This window comes from Polaromonas sp. P1_H6, from assembly GCF_056405195.1.
In genome coordinates, this window is record NZ_JBFUCN010000003.1 from 65,937 (window position 1) to 85,735 (window position 19,799).

Annotated in this window: 19 protein-coding genes; 1 reads left to right on the top strand and 18 read right to left on the bottom strand. The window is 63.5% G+C overall.

Annotated features, from left to right (window positions below; all coding sequences use genetic code 11):
• The 4 genes from AC1D1F_RS04010 to AC1D1F_RS04025 form a co-directional block, all read right to left on the bottom strand.
• Positions 1 to 855, bottom strand: a complete 855-nt coding sequence (locus AC1D1F_RS04010; protein ID WP_477674871.1) for an enoyl-CoA hydratase family protein — start codon at positions 853 to 855, stop codon at positions 1 to 3.
• Positions 852 to 1,337, bottom strand: a complete 486-nt coding sequence (locus AC1D1F_RS04015; RefSeq protein ID WP_436156926.1) for a MarR family winged helix-turn-helix transcriptional regulator — start codon at positions 1,335 to 1,337, stop codon at positions 852 to 854. Before AC1D1F_RS04015 ends, AC1D1F_RS04010 begins: the two co-directional genes overlap by 4 nt.
• 40 nt (positions 1,338 to 1,377) lie before the next feature.
• The gene (locus AC1D1F_RS04020) at positions 1,378 to 3,702 is read right to left on the bottom strand and encodes a bifunctional salicylyl-CoA 5-hydroxylase/oxidoreductase (protein WP_477674872.1); all 2,325 of its coding nucleotides are present in this window, start codon (positions 3,700 to 3,702) and stop codon (positions 1,378 to 1,380) included.
• Positions 3,703 to 3,838: 136 nt separating this feature from the next.
• The gene (locus AC1D1F_RS04025; RefSeq protein WP_477674873.1) at positions 3,839 to 4,585 is read right to left on the bottom strand and encodes a 2OG-Fe dioxygenase family protein; all 747 of its coding nucleotides are present in this window, start codon (positions 4,583 to 4,585) and stop codon (positions 3,839 to 3,841) included.
• A gap of 144 nt (positions 4,586 to 4,729) precedes the next feature.
• Between AC1D1F_RS04025 and AC1D1F_RS04030 the strand changes: the two genes are divergently transcribed.
• Positions 4,730 to 5,032, top strand: coding sequence for a DUF1840 domain-containing protein (locus AC1D1F_RS04030; protein WP_436156923.1), 303 nt, complete (start codon positions 4,730 to 4,732; stop codon positions 5,030 to 5,032).
• Between the two features lie 104 nt (positions 5,033 to 5,136).
• Here the strand turns inward: AC1D1F_RS04030 and AC1D1F_RS04035 are convergent, their stop codons facing one another.
• The 14 genes from AC1D1F_RS04035 to AC1D1F_RS04100 all read right to left on the bottom strand — a co-directional run bounded on the left by AC1D1F_RS04035 (position 5,137) and on the right by AC1D1F_RS04100 (position 19,704).
• Entirely contained in the window at positions 5,137 to 6,687 is a 1,551-nt protein-coding gene (locus AC1D1F_RS04035; protein WP_477674874.1) for a tetratricopeptide repeat protein, read from the bottom strand.
• A gap of 102 nt (positions 6,688 to 6,789) precedes the next feature.
• Entirely contained in the window at positions 6,790 to 7,353 is a 564-nt protein-coding gene (locus AC1D1F_RS04040) for a 2OG-Fe(II) oxygenase (protein WP_477674875.1), read from the bottom strand.
• 43 nt (positions 7,354 to 7,396) lie between these two features.
• On the bottom strand, positions 7,397 to 7,762 hold the full coding sequence (locus tag AC1D1F_RS04045) for a hypothetical protein (protein WP_477674876.1): 366 nt from the start codon (positions 7,760 to 7,762) through the stop codon (positions 7,397 to 7,399).
• A 13-nt stretch (positions 7,763 to 7,775) separates the two neighbouring features.
• On the bottom strand, positions 7,776 to 8,375 hold the full coding sequence (locus tag AC1D1F_RS04050) for a hypothetical protein (RefSeq protein WP_477674877.1): 600 nt from the start codon (positions 8,373 to 8,375) through the stop codon (positions 7,776 to 7,778).
• Between the two features lie 38 nt (positions 8,376 to 8,413).
• The gene (locus tag AC1D1F_RS04055) at positions 8,414 to 8,734 is read right to left on the bottom strand and encodes a hypothetical protein (RefSeq protein ID WP_477674878.1); all 321 of its coding nucleotides are present in this window, start codon (positions 8,732 to 8,734) and stop codon (positions 8,414 to 8,416) included.
• Between the two features lie 25 nt (positions 8,735 to 8,759).
• On the bottom strand, positions 8,760 to 9,713 hold the full coding sequence (locus tag AC1D1F_RS04060; RefSeq protein ID WP_477674901.1) for a Bug family tripartite tricarboxylate transporter substrate binding protein: 954 nt from the start codon (positions 9,711 to 9,713) through the stop codon (positions 8,760 to 8,762).
• Between the two features lie 232 nt (positions 9,714 to 9,945).
• Entirely contained in the window at positions 9,946 to 10,941 is a 996-nt protein-coding gene (locus AC1D1F_RS04065) for a tripartite tricarboxylate transporter substrate-binding protein (protein WP_477696101.1), read from the bottom strand.
• A gap of 164 nt (positions 10,942 to 11,105) precedes the next feature.
• Positions 11,106 to 12,359: a phenylacetate--CoA ligase family protein gene (locus AC1D1F_RS04070; protein WP_477674880.1), complete on the bottom strand. Its 1,254-nt coding sequence runs from the start codon at positions 12,357 to 12,359 to the stop codon at positions 11,106 to 11,108.
• A 13-nt stretch (positions 12,360 to 12,372) separates the two neighbouring features.
• Entirely contained in the window at positions 12,373 to 13,182 is an 810-nt protein-coding gene (locus AC1D1F_RS04075; protein WP_477674881.1) for an ABC transporter ATP-binding protein, read from the bottom strand.
• A gap of 147 nt (positions 13,183 to 13,329) precedes the next feature.
• The gene (locus AC1D1F_RS04080) at positions 13,330 to 14,664 is read right to left on the bottom strand and encodes an ABC transporter substrate-binding protein (RefSeq protein WP_477674882.1); all 1,335 of its coding nucleotides are present in this window, start codon (positions 14,662 to 14,664) and stop codon (positions 13,330 to 13,332) included.
• 116 nt (positions 14,665 to 14,780) lie between these two features.
• The gene (locus tag AC1D1F_RS04085; protein WP_477653800.1) at positions 14,781 to 15,857 is read right to left on the bottom strand and encodes a branched-chain amino acid ABC transporter permease; all 1,077 of its coding nucleotides are present in this window, start codon (positions 15,855 to 15,857) and stop codon (positions 14,781 to 14,783) included.
• A 170-nt stretch (positions 15,858 to 16,027) separates the two neighbouring features.
• Positions 16,028 to 16,957, bottom strand: a complete 930-nt coding sequence (locus tag AC1D1F_RS04090; protein ID WP_477674883.1) for a branched-chain amino acid ABC transporter permease — start codon at positions 16,955 to 16,957, stop codon at positions 16,028 to 16,030.
• 18 nt (positions 16,958 to 16,975) lie between these two features.
• Positions 16,976 to 17,761 (bottom strand): ABC transporter ATP-binding protein, encoded by a 786-nt coding sequence (locus AC1D1F_RS04095; RefSeq protein ID WP_477674902.1) that lies wholly within the window; start codon positions 17,759 to 17,761, stop codon positions 16,976 to 16,978.
• Positions 17,758 to 19,704, bottom strand: a complete 1,947-nt coding sequence (locus tag AC1D1F_RS04100) for an AMP-dependent synthetase/ligase (RefSeq protein WP_477674884.1) — start codon at positions 19,702 to 19,704, stop codon at positions 17,758 to 17,760. Before AC1D1F_RS04100 ends, AC1D1F_RS04095 begins: the two co-directional genes overlap by 4 nt.
• Between the last annotated feature and the right edge of the window lie 95 nt (positions 19,705 to 19,799).

Genomic DNA, 19,799 nt, shown 5'->3' on the forward strand with positions numbered 1-19,799 from the left:
TCAATCACCCTGGAACACAGGTTTTTTCTTGGCTGAAAACGCCTTGTAGGCGCGCGTGAAATCCTGCGTCTGCATGCAGATGGCCTGCGCCTGCGCCTCGGCTTCAATCGCCTGGTCCAGCGTCATGGCCCATTCCTGGTGCAGCATGGTCTTGGTCATGCCGTGCGCGAAGGTCGGGCCCTCGGCCAGCTCTTGCGCCAGCTTTTGCGCTTGCGCCAGCACGTCTTGCGGCTCATGCAGCGCGTTGAAAAATCCCCAGGCCAGGCCCTCCTGCGCGCTCATGGCCCTTCCGGTGAACAGCAGCTCCGAGGCGCGCCCCTGGCCTATCAGGCGCGGCAGCAGCGCGCAGGCGCCCATGTCGGCGCCGGCCAGGCCCACGCGCGTGAACAGGAAGGCCGTCTTGGCCTGCGCCGTGCCCAGGCGCATGTCGGCCGCCAGCGCCATCATGGCGCCGGCGCCGGCGCAAATGCCGTCAATCGCCGCGATGATGGGCTGCGGGCACAGGCGCATGGCCTTGATCAGGTCGCCCGTCATGCGCGTGAACTCCAGCATTTCCGGCATGCTCATCTTGGTCAGCGGCCCGATGATTTCATGCACGTCGCCGCCCGAGCAGAAATTGCCGCCCGCGCCGGTGATCACCACCGTCTTCACATCCGTTGCGCTGTTCAGCGTGCGGAACAAATCGCGCAGCTCGGCATAGGAATCAAAGGTCAGCGGGTTCTTGCGCTCGGGCCGGTTCAGCGTCAGCGTCGCGACGCCGGCATCGAAGGAATAGGCGAAATGCTCCGCCTGGTAGTGGGCCATCGCATCAAAATGCGAGCGCATGGGGTTGGCCAGGCCGATGTAATGTTTCATGTCGTCTCCAGTTTGGTGTCGGCGAGTTGGTTGTGGTGCTGCTTGACCTTACCCAGCAGCTTGTGCAGTGATTCGACTTCGCGCGGCGACAGGGCCTCGAAAGCCGCGACGATCCAGGCTTCGTGCTCGCTCGCCATCTCGTCGAAGAGTTTTCGCCCGCGCGGCGTCAGGCGTACGCGGTAGGCGCGGCGGTCGCCTTCAACGTCCACGCGCTCCACCAGCCCTTCGGCCACCAGCTGGTCGGTGATGCCCGTCACGTTGCCGCCCGTCACCATCATGCGGCGTGATAGCTCGTTCATCTTCAGGCCCTCGGGGCTGCGCTCGAGCTGCGCCATCAGGTCAAAACGCGGCAGCGTGGTGTCGAACTGCTCGCGCAGCTGCGTGCGCACCTGCTTTTCCACCAACTGCGTGCAGGTCAGCATGCGCAGCCAGAGCCGCAATGCTTCAGGGTGTTCGCTGTGGCCTCGTGCTTCCATGTCCATGGGGGTCTCCTTGTGTACTTGCGCTTTATTGCTTATTTGCTTATTTGCTGATCGCGGCCTGTGCCGCCATCTCTTTCTGTTTGGCGACCTCGCGGTAGAGCTGGTCGCGCCCGCTCAGGTAGGGCTGAGGCCAGTTCACGTGGCGGCTTTGCAGTTTGGCGGCCTCGTGCAGCGTCCAGGCCGGGTCGGCCAGGTGCGGGCGCGCAATCGCGCACAGGTCTGCGCGGCCCGCCGCGATGATGCTGTTGACGTGGTCGACTTCCGAGATCGCGCCCACGGCGATGGTCTGTATGCCCACCTCGTTGCGGATGCGGTCGGCAAATGGCGTCTGGTACATGCGGCCATAAATCGGCTTGGCCGCACGCGTGGTCTGGCCCGACGACACGTCGATGAAATCGCAGCCCGCGGCCTTGAACATGCGCGCAATGGCCACCGCGTCGTCCGCCGTGTTGCCGCCCGGCGCCCAGTCGTGCGCCGAGATCCGCACGCTCATGGGCAGATGCGCCGGCCATATCGCGCGCATCGCGCTGAACACCTCGAGCGGAAAGCGGCAGCGGTTTTCCAGGCTGCCACCGTAGTCGTCCGTGCGCTGGTTGGTCAGCGGCGTGATAAAGCTCGACAGCAGGTAGCCGTGCGCGCAATGCAGTTCCAGCCAGTCAAAGCCGGCGTCGGCTGCATAGCGGGTGGATTGCACAAACTCCGCCTTCACACGGTCCATGTCGGCACGCGTCATCGCCTGCGGAACCTGGTTGGTCGGGCCGTAAGCCACCGCGCTGGCCGCCAGCAACGGCCAGTTGCCGCTGGGCAGCGGCTCGTCGGACGCTTCCCAGCCCACCTGCGTTGAACCCTTGGGCCCGCTGTGGCCCAGCTGCAGGCCCATCTTTGCACCCGCGCCCGAGGCATGCACAAAATTCACGATGCGCTTGAAGGCAGTGGTCTGCGCTTCGTTCCACAGGCCCGGGCAGCCCGGCGTGATGCGGCCTTCGGGGCAGGGCGAAGTCATTTCCACAAACACCAGCGCCGCGCCACCCAGCGCGCGCGCGCCCAGGTGCACCAGGTGAAAGTCCTGGGGCACGCCATCCACCGCGCTGTAGGTGGCCATGGGCGACACGACAATGCGATTCTTCAAACTGAGTTCGCGCACCTTGAGCGGCAGCAGCATGGGCGGCGGCGCGTGGGCAGCATTGCTCCTGGCCAGCCACTGCTCATAACCTTGTAGCCAGGCTGCATCGCGCACGCGCAGGTTTTCATGGCTGATGCGCTGCGAGCGCGTCAGCAGCGAATAAAAGAACTGCTCGGCCCCCATGCCGCTGTAGCGATCCACGTTCTCGAACCATTCGGTCGAGTTGCGTGCCGCGTTCTGGATCTTCAGCACCTCGACCGAGCGCAGCGCTTCATAGGCCTGCAGCGCCGCCGTGGCATCGCCGTGCTGCGCAAAACAATTGGTCAATTCAATCGCATCTTCCAGGGCCAGCTTGGTCCCGCTGCCGATCGAGAAATGCGCGGTGTGCGCCGCATCGCCCATCAACACAATCGGCACTTGTTTGCCGTCGATGTCGGCCTCATGCACCCAGCGCTCGCACACCACGCGCGGAAAGCGTATCCAGATCGCCGAGCCGCGCACGTGCGTCGCGTTGTTCATCAGCGCATTGCCGTCCAGGTACTTGGCGAACAGTCGCTCGCAAAACGCGATGCCGTCCTCCTGGCTCATCTGGTCCAGACCGTGGGCCTTCCACACCGCTTCCGGCGTCTCCACGATAAAGGTCGAGGTGTTCTCGTCAAACTTGTAGGCGTGCGCCGCGAACCAGCCGTGCTCGGTCTGCTCGAATGCAAAGGTGAAGGCGTCGAAAGTCTTGTGCGTGCCCAGCCAGACAAAACGGCAGGCGCGCAGCTCGACGTCGGGCTTGAAGGTGTCGGCATAACGGTTGCGGATGCGGCTGTTCAGCCCGTCGCTGGCGATCACCACGTCGGCCTTGTACTGCGCCGCGATGGCCTGGTCGTCCTGCACGTCGGTTTCAAACACCAGGTCCACGCCCAGCGCGATGCAGCGTTCCTGCAGGATATTGAGCAGGCGCTTGCGCCCGATCCCGCAAAAGCCGTGGCCGCCGGAGCGCACGGAGCGCCCCTTGAAGAACACCTCCACGTCATCCCAGTGGTTGAAGGCATCGCCGATCAGCTGCGCGCTGACCGGGTCGGCCGCGCGCAGGTTGCCCAGGGTCTGGTCCGACAGCACCACGCCCCAGCCGAAGGTGTCGAAAGGCCGGTTGCGCTCTACCACCGTCACCTGGTGGGCCGGGTTTTGCAGCTTCATCAGCAGGGCGAAATACAAACCTGCGGGACCACCGCCCAGGCAAAGAATGTGCATGAAAGCGTACTCTCTGGATTAATCTTGCCTTAATTGTTTAGGTTTAAACTAAATCCGTCAAGCGGGTTTTACCGCAAGGCGTGCAAGACTTTGTGACGGGAAGGCAAGTGGTGGACCGGGAGCCCGGCCCCGGGATTCAGGGTGCCTGGAAGGCAGCTGCCCGGTAAGTGAGCACCAGCGTATCGCGGAATCCGGCGCCAGGCTGGTCGTCCGCCGGCAGTATCGGCGTGGTCTCGTGGATCACCCGCGCATCGTCCAGCAGCAGCGCCGTCAGCGGCTCCCGCATCACAAATCGCACGCCATGCGGGCCGTTGGCATCGAACACCCGGGTCTCGCCGCCCTTCACGCCGTGGCGCGCCACCATCATCACCACCACAAAGTCCACACCGTCGCGGTGCGCGCCCTCCGGCGTCGGCCGGCCCACACCGCCCGCCGTGTCGATGCGGAACTGGTGAGCCTCGATGTGCCAGCGCTCGGCCGGCTGCACCTGGGCAAACAGCTTGCCCAGGCCGGCTATCAGGTCCGTCCACGCCGTGGCGCCCGCCACGGCAGGCTCCACAGGCTCGAACCAGCGCTCAAAGCCGCCGTGCAGCGCGTTGTAATCCGTCGGCTGCCAGTGCGCGCGGTGCGGCGTCTGTACCAGCGTGCCCGCGGCCAGCTCCTGCACAAAACACGAATGCCGGCGCTTGCGGTAATGCCCGCCGTCCTTCAGGTGGGCGTCCGGCGGCAGCCTGTCCCAGGAGGCCGTCAGTGCATTCCAGGCCGGCGCCCAGGCGGTACCCAGTTCCAGCGTGGCCGTCAGCTCGGCCGGGTTCAGCAGGCTCAGGCCGTCCTGGCTGAGCGCCTGGCGGGCCGACTTGGGGACAGTGGCGATATTGAACATAGGCCGCTATTTTGCTTGAGCCGCGCGGCCGGCCCTGCAGCCGCGGCCGGAAAACCCCGAGGCGGCAACAGGTGGAACCTGCCTACATACATGAGGATCAAAACTTTCCATAATGGCCTGTCTGTCCAACTTGAGGAGTTCTCCATGCTTTACAAATTCAAATCCAAAGACGCCGGCGATGTGATCATGCTCGAAGCCAACGGCCGCAAGGTCCTCGAAATCATCGGCAAAGACCCCGCCCCCAAGGGCATCATCCTGCCCGAACAGATGCCCGCCGCCATCGCCGCCCTGCAGGCCGCCATCGCGCACGAGGAAGCCCATGACGCCAATGCCGAAGACGGCGTCGTCCCCGGCGACGGCCTGGGCCTGCGCCAGCGCGCCGTGCCTTTTATCGACATGCTGCAGCGCAACCTCAAGTCCGGGCATGAGGTGGTCTGGGGCGTCTGACTACCGTAAGCGCGTCCGCCATCCATAAAAAAAGCCCTGGTGACAGGGCTTTTTCTTTTTGCTCGAAAAGGCGACTTGGGATCCTGTGATCCGCGGCCGGTGCTTTAAAAGTCAGTCACGCCCAGCCGCTTCAAGGCATCCTTCGCCGGCTCAAGGCCCTGCAGCGCCGCTTTTTTGTACCACTCGGCAGCAGCAGCCTTGTCTTGCGTGCCGCCCCATCCGTATTCATAGGCGTGGCCCACCTTGTACTGCGACTGCGCAAACCCCGACGTCGCCGCCGACAGGTAATAGGCAAAGGCCTTGCGCGGATCCGCCGGCTGGCCGTTGCCGTTTTCCAGCTGCGAGGCCACGTTGTGCGCGCCGCGCGCCAGGCCCGCTTCCGCCGCCCGCATAAACCAGTCAAACGAGGCTTTCACGTCTGGCCGCGTGCCCTGGCCCCGGTAATACATCACCGCCACATTGTTCATCGCATAGGGGTGGCCCTGCTCTGCGGCGCGCCGGTAGTTCTCAAAGGCCAGCGCGGGGTCGACCGCCGTGCCGATGCCGTTGTGCTGGTTCCACGCGAGGCTGGCCTGCGCCAGCACAAAACCCGCGTCCGCCGACTTGCGGTACCAGGTATTGGCCAGCTCGTGGTTCACCTCTACGCCCATCCCGTTGTTGTAAAGCATCGCCACGGCGTGCTGCGCGCGGGCATTGCCGCCATTGGCCAGGCGCAGCAGCTCTTCACGCGTGCCGGCGTTACCCTTGGAAGCCGCCTGGAACAGCGCCGCGACTTCAGGGTTCGGCAGCTGCGACAGCAGCCGCGCAAATGGGTTCGCCAGCGACACCGGCGCCGCTTTGACCGCATCGGTAGCGGCGGGCGCGCGGACCGCAGCGGGGGTTGCCGCAGCAGCGCCTGCCGCCGCAGCCATTTCCGTCTGCGCAGCCACATTGCGTTCAGCCGCCGTGCCGGCCAGCGGCTGCGCGGCAGCCGCCGCGGCGCCATTTGCACCCGCAGTGGGGAACAGCCGTGAAAGCGCCTGCGCCGCGCCCTGCTTCAGGCCCGCCGAGTCCGTCGTGGAGGCGGCAAATTTTTCAATGTACTGGCGCGTCGTGTCCGGGTTGCGTGAAAAGCGATGCGACACCACAAACGCATCCGCCGAGCGCTGCACCTGCCCCTGCGCCCCAAACACCTCTGCCAGGTTGGCCCAGGCCGCAGCCCGTGCCGGCGCCAGCGCCAGCGTGTAGCGCAGCTGCGCTTCCGCCTCGGTCAGCTTGCCCGCGCGGTACAGCATGTAGCCGTAGTTGTTGGCGATCTCCTGGTCCGAGGGATCGGCCCGCCGCGCCTTTTCAAAATCGGCCGCCGAATCGGCCATCTGGTCAGCCTTGAACTTTTCCAGCGCCGTGGTGTTCAGCCGCCGCGCGAGCTTGCGGTCGCCGCGAGCCGGGTAGGGCAGCTCTTCAATCTCCGTCTTCGCATCCCATACCGCATTGGCATCGCGGGATGCAGCGCCGGCGAGCATCTTGGTAACTTGGTCCAGGCGCGAAGTGATCTGGGCATTGGCTGGTGCGGCCGCCTGCGCAAAGACCGGCAGGCTGCTGAGCTGAAGTACGGCGGCCAAGACGCAGATAGCCGAAAAGTAGCCTGCACGGCGACGTGCTGCTTTGGTGTTCATGACGATCCTCCCTTTTGTTCGTGGGAGTTTATCTGCAAGGCGCCACGGTCCTTGGTCTGTGTCGGCGATGCGAGAAAAAGTGAGGCCCTGGACGCCGCACCACTAAGGCGCGACCCCATAAAGAACATCAGAACGCAGAACGTACTTTGTTCCTTGCTCGACGGTAGCGCCCTCGTGCCAGGTATCGTGGATAAAAAGCAGGGCGCGGCCGGTCCGGGGCAGGATTTTGAAGTCCCGGAAATCGGTTTCACCACCGATGAAGTTTTCGTTGAGGTAGACCAGGAAAGTCAGCCGACTGGTGAGGCCGCCCTCCATCCACGGGCCGTCCTTGTGCATCTTGAAGCGCTGCCCCGGCGAATACTTGTAGAAGCGGAGGTCCTTGGGCAGGCCTACAGCCTTCTGTCCTTCGAGCGTCGGCAGCGCAGCCGCCGCCAGGCCTTCCCACAAGCGCTGCACCCAGTGAGGCGATTCAAACAATGTGCGCTCGTTGTTACGCACCATGGGCATGGATCGCTGGCCCTCGGCAGTGCGCACACCCGCCGACTCGAATCCATGCGCATCAGCCAAAGCAATCAAGTCGGCACAGTCCGCCGCGGTAAGAAAGTGATCAATCGTGAAAACTCGCTCTGAATGGGTGGTCAGAAGCGACGGTGTAGTTCCGTTCATCCTCGAAGTATGCATTGTGGTCATACCAACCGGTTAAACCTCATCACTCCGGACATGGCGATTCCGAGATGTGCTGAAGGAGTGCTGCATCGGGAATCCATTCAGCTAGGAGCAACTGAAAGGAAGCCGGGTCGTATGTCGTTCGGCGCGCATCGCTCACGATGTAGCGATCGTAGTTCCATTCATCCCCTGCCCACCCCTCTTGAAGCGTGAAGCGACGGAACTCGAAATCCCAATACTCCCAAAGGGACCACGTCGAGTTCAGGTACCTTCTTTCGTCGCGAGGAACGCCAGGCTTCGCTACAGGCCGAATGCGCACAAAGCATCGCGTACCGCTCGGTTCAACCAGAACCTCGGCGGCGACGCTGTCGCCACGATTGAGGAACTCAAGCACGTGCTTCGGCAACATGTGCGGTCTAACGTTAGAGAGCACCCGCCTCTGGCAGGAATCGGCTGAAGCGAGGCTGCTCCAGGAGTGGTGCATACCGCTCCTTCCAGCTGGCATCAGGAAGTTTGGAACTCGGAGAAGAGAACTTGATTGCGGCATCGAGCTCAATCGCGGCTTGATCCAATGCCGCTTGATCAACGATTTCGTCGCCCGGGTACCACTCTAGTTCGCTGTCATGCTCGCCGGTGGCTTCAGTCACCCACCAATCAGCCTTTGACATGTACCAATAACTTGCAGGGCCTATCCCTTCGCGTATCAGTTCATCGGCGCGAGCGGCGTAGGCGCCTTTGGGCCAGTAGGACGTGATGTATAGCGCGTGGCGCAGGTCTAGCAAGAATTCGTCGCCCCACCGTTGGAATGCGCGTTTGGCAAGGTCAAAGCCATCCTCGTGCCGGGACGCCCAGTTATAGGCTCTTAGGAGGCAACGCGTTTCAGCGGCGGACAGGGCATCGGGTGTTCGTCCTTGCAGAAGCACATGAGAAGCCGCTTCGCCGATTCGCGCAGCCTCTGTCCCTGGGCCTTGATACGAGACGAAGAGCTCTTCGGCAATTTGCAATGGGCTCGTGCTGGGCATGTGTGGCCTAACGTGCGACGCAATGGATGGAGCGCGGGCTAGCCATGCACAACCTGCCCGACTATGAATGCCGCTAGTTCTTTGTAAACAGACTCAGGCCTGGAATCGTTTTCTACAAACCGAACCCTGCCCACGCGATAGTCGCATTTGAACTCTATGTTGGCTGCTTCCACGCCGGCGATCACCTGGCGCAACACCTCTTGTGAATTCAGCGCACCTTGGTTTGGACCAACTCCGGGAAGTACCTCGACGCCAGGCGAGCTATTTGGATCAGACGACAACTGCAATTGCAGCATGTTGTGTGTTGGCCCTGTGATACGGGTTGCAACCAGATACTCGCCGATCTGTTGAAAATTCACTATTTATCGTTCCAAAAAAATGAACTTAATCCACCTTCGCCCCAGAAGCCTTCACCACCTGCGCCCACTTCTTGTGCTCGGCATTGATAAAGGCCGTGAACTGTGCCGGCGTATTCCCGCCGGGGATCGCGCCTTGCGCGAGCAGTTTCTCCTTCATCGTCGGCGTGCCCAGCGCCTTGGCGGCTTCCTGCTGGATGCGGTTCACGATGTCGGGCGATGTGCCGGTGGGTGCGAGCAGGCCGAACCAGGAGCTGGCGTCATAGCCTTTTAGGGCCGGGCCGCCGGCTTGTTCTATGGTGGGCACGTCGGGCAGGGCGGCTGAGCGTTCTGAGCTGGTGACGGCCAAGGCTTTGAGTTTGCCGGACTTGATGAGCTGCATGGAAGAGGGCAGGTTGTCGAACATGACGTCCATGTCGCCGCCCACCAAAGCGAGTAGCGCGGGGCCGGAGCCGCTGTAGGGGAAATGCGTCATATAGGTGCCGCTCATGGTCTTGAACAGCTCGCCGGCCAGGTGAATGGAGGTGCCGTTGCCGCTGGAGGCCATGTTGAAGGTGCCGGGTTTTGCTTTGGCGGCGCGTATGAAGTCGGTGACGTTGTTGATGCCGGCGGCCTTGGCTTTTTCGGTGTTGACGACCATGACGTTGGGAACGCCCGCGACCAGCGTGATGGGCGCGAAGTCTTTTTGTGGGTCGTAGGCCATTTTCGAATACAGCGATTTGTTGATGCCGTGTGTGCCGACGGTGCCCATCAGCAGGGTGTAGCCGTCGGGCGTGGACTTGGCGACCACGTCGGCGCCTATGTTGCCACCGGCGCCGGCGCGGTTCTCGACGACAAAAGGCTGGCCGAAGGCTTTGGAGAGTTCAGGCGCCATGGCGCGGGCCAGGATGTCGGTGGTGCCGCCGGGCGCGAAGGGCACGACGATTTTGACGGGCCTGGCGGGCCAGCTGGCGCTTTGGGCCCAGGCCGAGGGCGTGGCCATGAAGGTGGTGAGGGCGGCCAGCGCGGTGGCCAGGAAAGCGCCGGAGCGACGGGAAAGAAAGGGTTTGCTGTTGTTGTTCAAGAGAGGCTCCAGGGGATGGCCGGCACGCGGCCGGGGGTCACTTGAAGATAGCGTGCGCAAGCGGGTGCTTCAAGAGGGTTTCAACCCAGCCGCCATAAAAAAAGCCGCCCGGCGCGAACCGGGCGGCTTGGCAATCAAAACGGGGAATGGATCAGTCGGCAAACTTGCCGGCGGCTTCGATCACGGGCTTGAGCTTGGCGATCTGGCCGACCACAAACGCCTTGTGGGCGGCGGGGTCGCCGCGGTTGTCGGTCACCACCACGGCGCCCAGGCCTTCCTGCTTCTTGATGAATTCGGGATCTTTCAGGGCCGCTTTGAGTGCGTTGTTGAGCTGGGTCAGCACGGCCGGGGGCGTGCCCTTGGGTGCGTAGAGGCCGTGCCAGACGGTCAGGTCGAAGCCCTTGAGGCCCATGTCCTGCAGCGTCGGGTAGTCTTTGAGCAGCTTGTTGTTCGACAGCGGCTTGGCGGTGGTCACGGCAAAGGCCTTGACGCGGCCGGCTTCGATCTGGCCGGTGGTGTTGGTGGTCTGGTCGCACATCATGTCGACCTGGCCGCCGACCAGCGCATTCATGGCCGGGGCGGTGCCGCCGAAGGGGATGGTGGTCATCGCGTCTTTGGCGTTGATGGCCGCCTGCCACATCAGGCCGCACAGGTGCGAAGCCGAGCCCAGGCCGGCGTGGGCGATGTTGAGCTTGCCGGAATTGGCGCGGATGTAGTTCTCGAAGTCGCGGTAGTTGTTGGCGGCCAGCTGCGGCTTGCCGATGATTGTCATGGGCACTTCGTTGACCATGCCGAGGAACTCAAAATCCTCGGGCACCTTGTAAGGCAGCTTGCGGTACAGGCCCGTCGCGGCGGCCATGCCGATGTGGTGTACCAGCAGGGTGTGGCCGTCAGGGGTGGCGCGCGCCACCTTGGCCGCGCCTATGGTGCCGCCGGCGCCGTTGACGTTTTCAACAACGAAGTTGGCGCTGCCGCCCATGGCTTTGCGCATGGCTTCAGCGAGGTCGCGCGCGACGCGGTCTGTGGGGCCGCCGGCCGCGAAGGGCACCACAAGGCTGATGGGTTTGGAGCCGGGGAAGGCGGGGGCTTGCGCGTGGGCGGCAAACATGGCCGTCGCGGCGGCGGCGAGGATTAACAGGCGTTTCATGAGCGTCTCCTAGTATTGAACGCGCCAAGTTTACGGTCCCCTTACGGCGTAAACATCGCGGGAACTACGTAAGGGCTATCCCCTTTATGAACCCGTCTTTCCGGGTTTAAGGAAACGTCAAGAACCGTTAGGAAGCACTGTTTATGCGGCCTTTCAGGCTACTTTTACTTGTAACTCCGAGCGTCCTCAATAACCTTTCCGTCGTTGGGGAGACTGCCGGGCGCGACCAGCTGCACCGTGCCGCGCAGCTTGGTGACATCGCGTATGGCTTCCCCTATGCGCTGGTCCAATCCGTCGGGGGTGGATGAGGCCTCAGCCTGGAAGTGCATGCTGTCGTTGGCCATTTCGCCGCTGACCACCAGCCTGGCCTTGAGCACTTCAGGAAAACGTTTCGCGATGTCGGCGACCTGGCCCGGGTGCACAAACATGCCGCGCACCTTGACGGTCTGGTCGGCCCGGCCCATCCAGCCTTTGATGCGCGTGTTGGTGCGCCCGCTCGGGCAGTGGCCCGGCAGCACGGCCGAGAGGTCGCCGGTGCCGAAGCGGATCAGCGGGTAGTCGGGGTTCAGCGTGGTGACCACGAGCTCGCCGACCTCGCCTTCGGCGACCGGGTCGCCGGTGCCGGGGCGCACGATTTCCACGATCACGCCTTCGTCCAGTACCAGGCCTTCGCGGGCCTCGGTTTCATAGGCGATCAGCCCGAGGTCGGCCGAGGCATAGCACTGGTAGGCGGCGATGCCGTGCTCGGCGAACCAGTCGCGCAGGCTGGGCGGGCAGGCCTCGCCCGAGACCATGGCTCGGGTCACGCTGGGCAGCCCCACCTTCATCTCGGCGGCCTTGTCGACAATGATTTTGAGGAAGCTGGGCGTGCCGACATAACCGGCGGGCTTGAGCTCGGCCATGGCCTGCACCTGCTGCTCGGTCTGCCCGGTGCCGCCCGGAAACACCGTGCAGCCCAGCGCATGGGCGCCGCTTTCCATCATGGTGCCGGCGGGCACGAAGTGGTAGCTGAAGCAGTTGTGCACCAGCTGCCCGGGCCTGAAGCCGGCGGCGTGCAGCGCGCGCGCCATGCGCCAGTAGTCCTTGCGCGTGCTGTCGGGTTCGTAAATCGTGCCGGGGCTGGCGAACACGCGCGGCATCGCGGCGCCATAGCGCAGCGCGCTGAAGCCGCCGAAGGGGTCGCCGCCCGCCTCGCGCGAAGCCTGCTGGCGCTCGAGCAATTCGTACTTGCGCGTGACGGGCAGGCGCGCCAGCGCGGCGCGCGAGCTGACGGCCGCGCCGCTCACGCCTTTGAGGATGCCGGCAAAAGCCGGCGCGTGCGACTGCGCGTGCGCGATCTGCTGCGGCAGCGCGGCCAGCTGGGCGGCCTCGCGGCTGGCATGCGGCCGGTGTTCCAGGGTGTCGAAGAAATTGCTCATGTCCCTATCCCCCTCAGGCCAGCCAACGCTTGCGGCGCTTGTAGCTCTTGACGTCCTTGAAACTCTTGCGCTCGCCGCCGCCCACGCCAAGGTAGAACTCTTTCACGTCCTCGTTGTTGGCCAGGTCGGCGGCCGCGCCGTCCATCACCACGCGGCCGCTTTCCATGATGTAGCCGTAGTCGGCGTACTTCAGCGCCATATTGGTGTTCTGCTCGGCCAGCAGGAAGGTGACCTGCTCCTTCTGGTTCAGGTCTTTCACGATGTTGAAGACCTCCTCGACGATCTGCGGCGCCAGGCCCATGGAGGGCTCGTCCAGCAGCACCATGGACGGGCTGGCCATCAGGGCCCGGCCGATGGCGCACATCTGCTGCTCGCCGCCCGACGTATAAGCCGCCTGCGAAGTACTCCGGGTTTTCAGGCGCGGAAAGTAGTTGTAGACTTTCTCGAGGTTGGCGGCCACTTCGGCCTTGCTGCTGCGCGTGTAGGCACCGGTCAGCAGGTTTTCTTCGATGGTCAGGTGGGCGAAGCAGTGGCGCCCTTCCATCACCTGCACCACGCCGCGCTGCACCAGGTCGGCCGGCGAGAGGTTCTCGATGCGCTCGCCGCGCAGCTCGATGGAGCCCTTGGTGACCGCGCCGCGCTCGCCCTGCAGCAGGTTGGAGACGGCGCGCAGGGTTGTGGTTTTTCCCGCGCCGTTGCCGCCCAGGATGGCGACGATTTTTCCTTGCGGCACCTGCAGGGAAACGCCTTTGAGCACCAGGATCACATGGTTGTAGATGACCTCGATGCCGTTGACGTTGAGAATGATGTTAGGTGTGTCCATATTTTTTCCTGACCAATCTTGAGGGCTGCCGGTAAGGGCAGCCCTCAAGGCTGGCGGCTCGCGAGAGCCGCGCCCCTCCCGCCTGGCGGGAGGGGTTGGGGCGGGTGCCGTCAGTACCTGGCAAAGCCAGCTGAGCGGCTACGCCGCTCAAGACTGGCAGTCGGCCGGGGTGCGCGGCGCCAGCTTCTTCTCGGCGGCGTACTTGGCGGCGTTGGCCTTGACCATGGGCTTGATGATCTGCTCGTCACCCTGCATCCAGTCGCTGCTGATCTTCCAGGCCTTGCCGTCCCAGGTCGATATGCGAGCCCAGGTGGCGCCCATGTGGTCCTGGCAGGAAGTGCTGATGGGGCGCAGCACGCCGCTGAAGCCCAGTGCATCCAGCTTGGCCTGGGTGAGGTTCAGGTTCTCCAGACCCCAGCGCACCTGCTCGCCGGTCATGACCTTGCCTTTGCCGAAGCGCTCCTGGGCGGCGCGTATGCCTTCGACGGTGAGCATGGCGCTCATGGCGCCGCGCAGCCACAGTACCTGGCCTACCTCTTCCTTGGGGCCTGTGCCCTGGCCCTTGGCGTGCAGGCTGCTCAGGGTTTCCTTGACCACCTTGGCGTCGAAGTCCGAGCTGTTTTGCAGTGCCACGGCGTTGTAGCCCTTGGCGCCGTCACCCACGTCGCGCACATCGGGTTCGGCGCCCGACCACCACACGCCGTACATCTTCTCGCGCGGGTAGCCGGTGGCCTGGGCTTCCTTGAGCGCGGTGGAGTTCATCACGCCGAAGCCCCACAAGATGGTGTAGTCGGGGCGCGACTGGCGCACCTGCAGCCAGGTGGCCTTTTGTTCCACGCCGGGGGCCGTCACCGGCAGCTCGATCAGCTGGAAGCCGTGCGCCCTGGCACGCTCCTGCAGGATGGGCAGCGACTCCTTGCCGAAGGGGCTGTCGTGGTAGACCAGCGCGATCTTCTTGCCCTTGAGCTTGTCGAGCCCGCCTTCCTTCTTGCCGATGGCCTGGATGATCACGTCGCCGGCCACCCAGTAGTTGCCTGCCAGCGGGAAATTCCATTTGAACACCGTGCCATCGGCGCTTTCGCTGCGGCCATAGCCCAGGGTCACCAGCGGGATCTTGTCGGTCGGGGCTTTTTCCGTGATGGCGAAGGTGGCGCCTGTCGACCAGGGCTGGATCACGGCGGCGCCGCCGTTGTTGCCCTTGAGGCGCTCATAGCACTCCACGCTGCGCGCGGTGTCGTAGCCGGTTTCGCACTCCTCGACCAGAAGTTTCACGCCATTGATGCCGCCGCGCGCGTTGGTGAGCCTGTAGTAGTCGACGATGCCGTTGGCGATAGGCGTGCCGTTAGGCGCATACGGGCCGGTGCGGTAGGACAGCACCGGCATGTACTGCTGCTTGGCCTGGGCGAAGGCCGTACCGCCGAGCAGCGCGGTGGCACTGGTGGCCACGACGGCCGCGGCTAGAACGAGTTGGCGAATCTTCATGAACTTCTCCTGTGGGTGTTAAAGGAACGACGTTGTCAGTAAACATTGCGGAGCCGGCCGGCGCATCGGGACTAGCGAGCATATGGGGCGGCTTGGTGCGTGCACGTGCGGCTCTCTCAATGGGGGAAGGGCCATAGGCGCAGCTTTTGCTTGGCGGTGGACCAGAGCTTGGCCAGCCCGTGCGGCTCGACAATCAGGAACCATACGATCAGGCCGCCGAAGACCATCAGCTCGGCATGCGAGGCGGCTGTGGTGGTGATCTCGACACCGGCCATGGAGGCCAGCAGCGGCAGCAAGCGGCTGAGCGCGATCGGCAGGATCACGATGAAGGCGGCGCCGAAGAAGCTGCCCATGATGGATCCCATGCCGCCGATGATCACCATGAACAGCAGCTTGAAGGACAGGTCCACCGAGAAGGCGCCCGGCTCCCAGGCACCCAGGTAGAAGAATGCCCAGAGTGCGCCGGCCACGCCGATGATGAAGGAGCTGACCGCGAAGGCACTGAGCTTGGCGTACATGGGGCGTATGCCGATCACGGCGGCCGCCACGTCCATGTCGCGTATGGCCATCCACTCGCGGCCTATGGCGCCGCGCACGAGGTTCTTGGCCGCAAGGCTCAACACACACAGCACGCTGAGGCAGAACAGGTACTTGCTCACATCACTTTCCAGCGGCAGGCCGAAGACCTGCAGGTTGGACACGGCCACCGAGCCTGAGGCGTTGTCCAGCGTGAACCACTTGATGCGCAAAAACATCCAGTCCGCGAAGAACTGCGCCGCCAGCGTGGCCACGGCCAGGTACAGGCCCTTGACGCGCAGGCTGGGCAGGCCGAAAAGGATGCCGAATACCGTGGCGCACAGGCCGCCCAAAATCAAGGTGACGATCAGCGGCATGCCGGGGATACGGGCGAAAAAGTTGTAGGCGCCGTAAGCACCCACCGCCATGAAGGCCCCCGAGCCCAACGAGATCTGGCCGCAGTAGCCGGCCAGGATATTCACGCCCAGCGCCGCCAGCGACATGATCACAAAAGGCATGAGGATGGCGCGGAACAGGTAGTCGCTGGCCATGGCGGGCACGGCGATGAAGGCGACGGCCAGCAGGGCCAGCATGACGATGCGATCCTGCGCGATCGGAAATATCTGCTGGTCGGCGCGATAGCTGGTCTTGAACTGGCCGTTTTCTCTGTAGAACATAAAGGTGAACCGGTGTTAGATCGAGATAAACGAAGTTTTGCGTACGGGTGCGCCCCATTCAGCAGGGGCCGCGGAACCGGCTTTGCCGGGCCGCAGGCGCAGCGGCCCCCCCGGGGGGCAGCGCATTACACGGAGCCGAAGGCGAAGTGAAAAGCGTGGGGGCTTCATATCTAGACGCGATCGATGATTTTTTCACCGAACAGGCCCTGTGGCCTGAACAGCAAAAACACCAGCGCCAGTACATACGAGAACCAGATCTCTATGCCGCCGCCCACAAAGGGGCCCAGGTAGACCTCGGAGAGCTTCTCGCCCACGCCTATGATCAGCCCGCCGATGATGGCTCCGGGCACCGAGGTGAGGCCGCCCAGGATCACCACCGGCAAGGCGCGCAGGGCCACGGTGGTCAACGAGAACTGAACACCCAGCTTGCTGCCCCAGATCATCCCGGCCACCAGCGCCACCACACCGGCCACGCACCAGACGATGACCCAGATGCGGTTGAGCGGTATGCCTATGGATTGCGCGGCCTGGTGGTCGTCGGCCACGGCGCGCAGGGCGCGCCCGGTGGCGGTCTTCTGGAAGAAGATGCTGAGCGCGGCCACCAGCGCGGCGGCAATGGCGGCTGCGATCACGTCTTCCTTGTTGATCAGCACGCCACCCTGGTAAACCGACTCCAGCACAAAGACCGGGTCTTTGGGCATGCCGATGTCTATCTTGTAGATATCGCTGCCGAACATGGCCTGGCCCAGGCCTTCCATGAAGTAGGTGATGCCCAGCGTGGCCATCAGCAGGGTGGCGCCGTCCTGGTTGACCAGGTGGCGCAGCACCAGGCGCTCTATGACCCAGGCCACCACAAACATGATGGCGCCGGCGATCACAAAGGCCGCGACGTTGGCCAGCAGCAGGCTGTTGATGCCTGTCCACCGCGGAATCCATTCCGAAAAGCGCGCCATGGCCAAGGCGGCAAACAGCACCATCGCGCCCTGCGCGAAATTGAAGACGCCGGAAGCCTTGAAGATCAGCACAAAGCCCAGCGCCACCAGCGAATACAGCATGCCGGCCATCAGGCCGCCAAGCAAAGTTTCCAAGAAGAAAGCCATCTTTTTAATCCTGCCGCTTTAATGACTGGTGCCGAGGTAAGCCCGGATCACGTCTTCGTTGTTGCGTACTTCGTCGGGGGTGCCGTCGCCGATTTTTTTGCCGTAGTCGAGCACCACCACGCGGTCGGAGATGTCCATCACCACGCCCATGTCGTGCTCGATCAATACCACGGTGGTCCCGAACTCGTCGTTGACGTCGAGTACAAAGCGGCACATGTCCTGTTTTTCCTCGACGTTCATGCCGGCCATGGGTTCGTCGAGCAGCAGCACCTGCGGCTCCATGGCCAGGGCGCGGCCCAGGTCCACGCGTTTTTGCAGGCCGTAGGGGAGCTGGCCGACGGGCGTCTTGCGGTAGGCCTGGATTTCCAGGAAGTCGATGATTTTTTCAACCGCCTCGCGGTGCATGATTTCTTCTTTTTCGGCCGGGCCTATGCGCAGCGCCTGCAGCAGCAGATTGCTTTTGATCTTCAGGTTGCGGCCCGACATGATGTTGTCGAGCACGCTCATGCCCTTGAACAGCGCCAGGTTCTGGAAGGTGCGCGCCACGCCCATCACCGCCACCTGGTGGCTGTTCATGTGCTTGAAGGTTTGGCCGCGGAAGGTGATGGAGCCCTGCTGCGGCGCATAGACGCCGTTGATGCAGTTGAGCATGGAGCTTTTGCCGGCGCCGTTGGGGCCGATGATGGCGCGGATCTCGTGCTCTTTGACATTGAAGGAGATGTCCGACAGGGCCTTGACGCCGCCGAAATTGAGGGTGATGTTCTTGACGTCAAGAATGACGTCACCGATTTTTTTAGACATCAGGCGGCCGCTTTCACAGGTGCAAAAGTCTGGGCGTCGCTGATCTTCAGCGTCGCGCTCACGCTGCCGCTGCGGCCGTCTTCGAATTTCACGACGGTTTCGATGAACTGCTCGGTTTTTCCGCCGTAGAGCGCGTCGATCAGCGGCTGGTATTTTTCGGCGATGAAGCCGCGCCGCACCTTGTTGGTCCGGGTGAGCTCGCCGTCGTCGGCGTCCAGTTCCTTGTGCAGCACCAGGAAGCGGCTGATCTGCGAACCGGCCAGCAGGGCGTCCACGCTGAGGTCGGCGTTGACTTTCTCGACGCATTCCTGGATGAGCTGGTAGACCTCGGGCTTCTGCGCCAGGTCGGTGTAGCCGGCATAGGGCAGGTTGCGGCGCTCGGCCCAGTTGCCGACGGCGTCGAAGTCGATGTTGAGCATCACGCAGACCTGGTCGCGGCCGTCGCCGTAGGCCACGACTTCCTTGATGTGCGGGAAGAACTTGAGCTTGTTCTCCACATACTTGGGCGCGAACATCGCGCCGTCGTTGGCGCCGCCCTTGATGCGGCCCACGTCCTTGACGCGGTCGATGATCTTGAGGTGGCCGCCGGCGTCGATAAAGCCCGCGTCGCTGGTGTGATACCAGCCGTCGGCACTCAGCACCTCGGCCGTCGCCGTGGGGTTTTTGTAATATTCCTTGAGCAGGCCGGCGGACTTGACGAGGATCTCGCCGTTCTCGGCCACCTTGATTTGCACGCCGCTGATCGGCACCCCTACCGTGTCGGCGCGCGCCTCGTTGTCCGGCTGCAGGCAGACAAACACGGCGGTCTCTGTCGAGCCATACAGCTGTTTGAGGTTGATGCCGATGGAGCGGTAAAAGGTGAAAAGGTCGGGACCTATGGCCTCGCCGGCGGTATACGCCACGCGCACGCGCGAAAAACCCAGGGTGTTGCGCAGCGGGCCGTAGACCATCACGCTGCCCAGCGCATACAGCAACCGGTCCATGGCGACTACAGGTTTGCCGTCCATCAGGGCCGGGCCGGCGCGTTTGGCCACCTCCATGAAATAGTTGAACATGCCGCGCTTGAGGCGGCCCGCGTCTTCCATGCGGATCATCACGGTGGTCAGCAGGCTTTCGAAGATCCGCGGCGGCGCAAAGTAATAGGTCGGGCCGACTTCCTTCAGGTCTATGGTCACCGTGCTGGCGCTTTCGGGGCAGTTGACGACGTAGCCGCAGGCCAGCCACTGGGCATAGCTGAAGATGTTCTGGCCGACCCAGGCGGGCGGCAGGTAGGCCAGCACTTCCTCGCCGGAGGTGAGTTTGTCGAAATCGGCGCCGGCCTTGGCGCGGTCCAGCAGGGTGTTGTGTGTGTGGACCACGCCCTTGGGGTTGCCCGTGGTGCCCGAGGTGAAAAACATCGCGGCCACGTCGTCCGGCTTCGCTTTTTCGACTTCGGCCCTGAAGAAATTTGGTTGGCCGGCGGAAAAGCCGCGGCCCGTGTCCAGCAGCGCATCGAGCGACTGCAGGCCGGCCTCGGCATAGTTGCGCAGGCCGCGCGGGTCGTCATAAACGATCTGGTCCAGTTGCGGGCACTGGCTGCGGATCTCGAGCAGCTTGTCGACCTGCTCCTGGTCTTCCACCAGCGCGAAGCGCACGTCGGCATTGTTGATGGGGAAGATGCATTCGGCGCCCACGGCGTCCTGGTAGAGCGGGATCGGAATGGCGCCCAGCGCCTGCGCGGCCAGCATGGTGGCGTACAGCCGCGGCCGGTTGGCGCCGATGATGACCATGTGCTCGCCGCGCCGCAGGCCCAGCTGGTGCAGGCCGCAGGCGATGTGCTCGACCAGCTGCGCCATGCCGGCCCAGCTGTGCGCCTGCCAGATGCCGTACTCTTTTTCGCGCATGGCGGCGGCGCCGGGGCGCTCGGACGCATGTTTGAGCAGCAATCGTGGGAACGTGGTCTGCATTCGCTTCTTGTCTCCGTTATGTGCGTTTTTTTCGGGAAAAACCGCTGGTATGGGTCGAATGGTAGGACCAGCTTTGACGCTACGGTGTCATTGCG

Coding starts and splice junctions, on each gene's coding strand:
- AC1D1F_RS04010 (WP_477674871.1), bottom strand. CDS start 855: ATGAAACATTACATCGGCCTGGCCAACCCCATGCGCTCGCATTTTGAT.
- AC1D1F_RS04015 (WP_436156926.1), bottom strand. CDS start 1,337: ATGGACATGGAAGCACGAGGCCACAGCGAACACCCTGAAGCATTGCGG.
- AC1D1F_RS04020 (WP_477674872.1), bottom strand. CDS start 3,702: ATGCACATTCTTTGCCTGGGCGGTGGTCCCGCAGGTTTGTATTTCGCC.
- AC1D1F_RS04025 (WP_477674873.1), bottom strand. CDS start 4,585: ATGTTCAATATCGCCACTGTCCCCAAGTCGGCCCGCCAGGCGCTCAGC.
- AC1D1F_RS04030 (WP_436156923.1), top strand. CDS start 4,730: ATGCTTTACAAATTCAAATCCAAAGACGCCGGCGATGTGATCATGCTC.
- AC1D1F_RS04035 (WP_477674874.1), bottom strand. CDS start 6,687: ATGAACACCAAAGCAGCACGTCGCCGTGCAGGCTACTTTTCGGCTATC.
- AC1D1F_RS04040 (WP_477674875.1), bottom strand. CDS start 7,353: ATGAACGGAACTACACCGTCGCTTCTGACCACCCATTCAGAGCGAGTT.
- AC1D1F_RS04045 (WP_477674876.1), bottom strand. CDS start 7,762: ATGTTGCCGAAGCACGTGCTTGAGTTCCTCAATCGTGGCGACAGCGTC.
- AC1D1F_RS04050 (WP_477674877.1), bottom strand. CDS start 8,375: ATGCCCAGCACGAGCCCATTGCAAATTGCCGAAGAGCTCTTCGTCTCG.
- AC1D1F_RS04060 (WP_477674901.1), bottom strand. CDS start 9,713: ATGGCCACGCCCTCGGCCTGGGCCCAAAGCGCCAGCTGGCCCGCCAGG.
- AC1D1F_RS04065 (WP_477696101.1), bottom strand. CDS start 10,941: ATGAAACGCCTGTTAATCCTCGCCGCCGCCGCGACGGCCATGTTTGCC.
- AC1D1F_RS04070 (WP_477674880.1), bottom strand. CDS start 12,359: ATGAGCAATTTCTTCGACACCCTGGAACACCGGCCGCATGCCAGCCGC.
- AC1D1F_RS04075 (WP_477674881.1), bottom strand. CDS start 13,182: ATGGACACACCTAACATCATTCTCAACGTCAACGGCATCGAGGTCATC.
- AC1D1F_RS04080 (WP_477674882.1), bottom strand. CDS start 14,664: ATGAAGATTCGCCAACTCGTTCTAGCCGCGGCCGTCGTGGCCACCAGT.
- AC1D1F_RS04085 (WP_477653800.1), bottom strand. CDS start 15,857: ATGTTCTACAGAGAAAACGGCCAGTTCAAGACCAGCTATCGCGCCGAC.
- AC1D1F_RS04090 (WP_477674883.1), bottom strand. CDS start 16,957: ATGGCTTTCTTCTTGGAAACTTTGCTTGGCGGCCTGATGGCCGGCATG.
- AC1D1F_RS04100 (WP_477674884.1), bottom strand. CDS start 19,704: ATGCAGACCACGTTCCCACGATTGCTGCTCAAACATGCGTCCGAGCGC.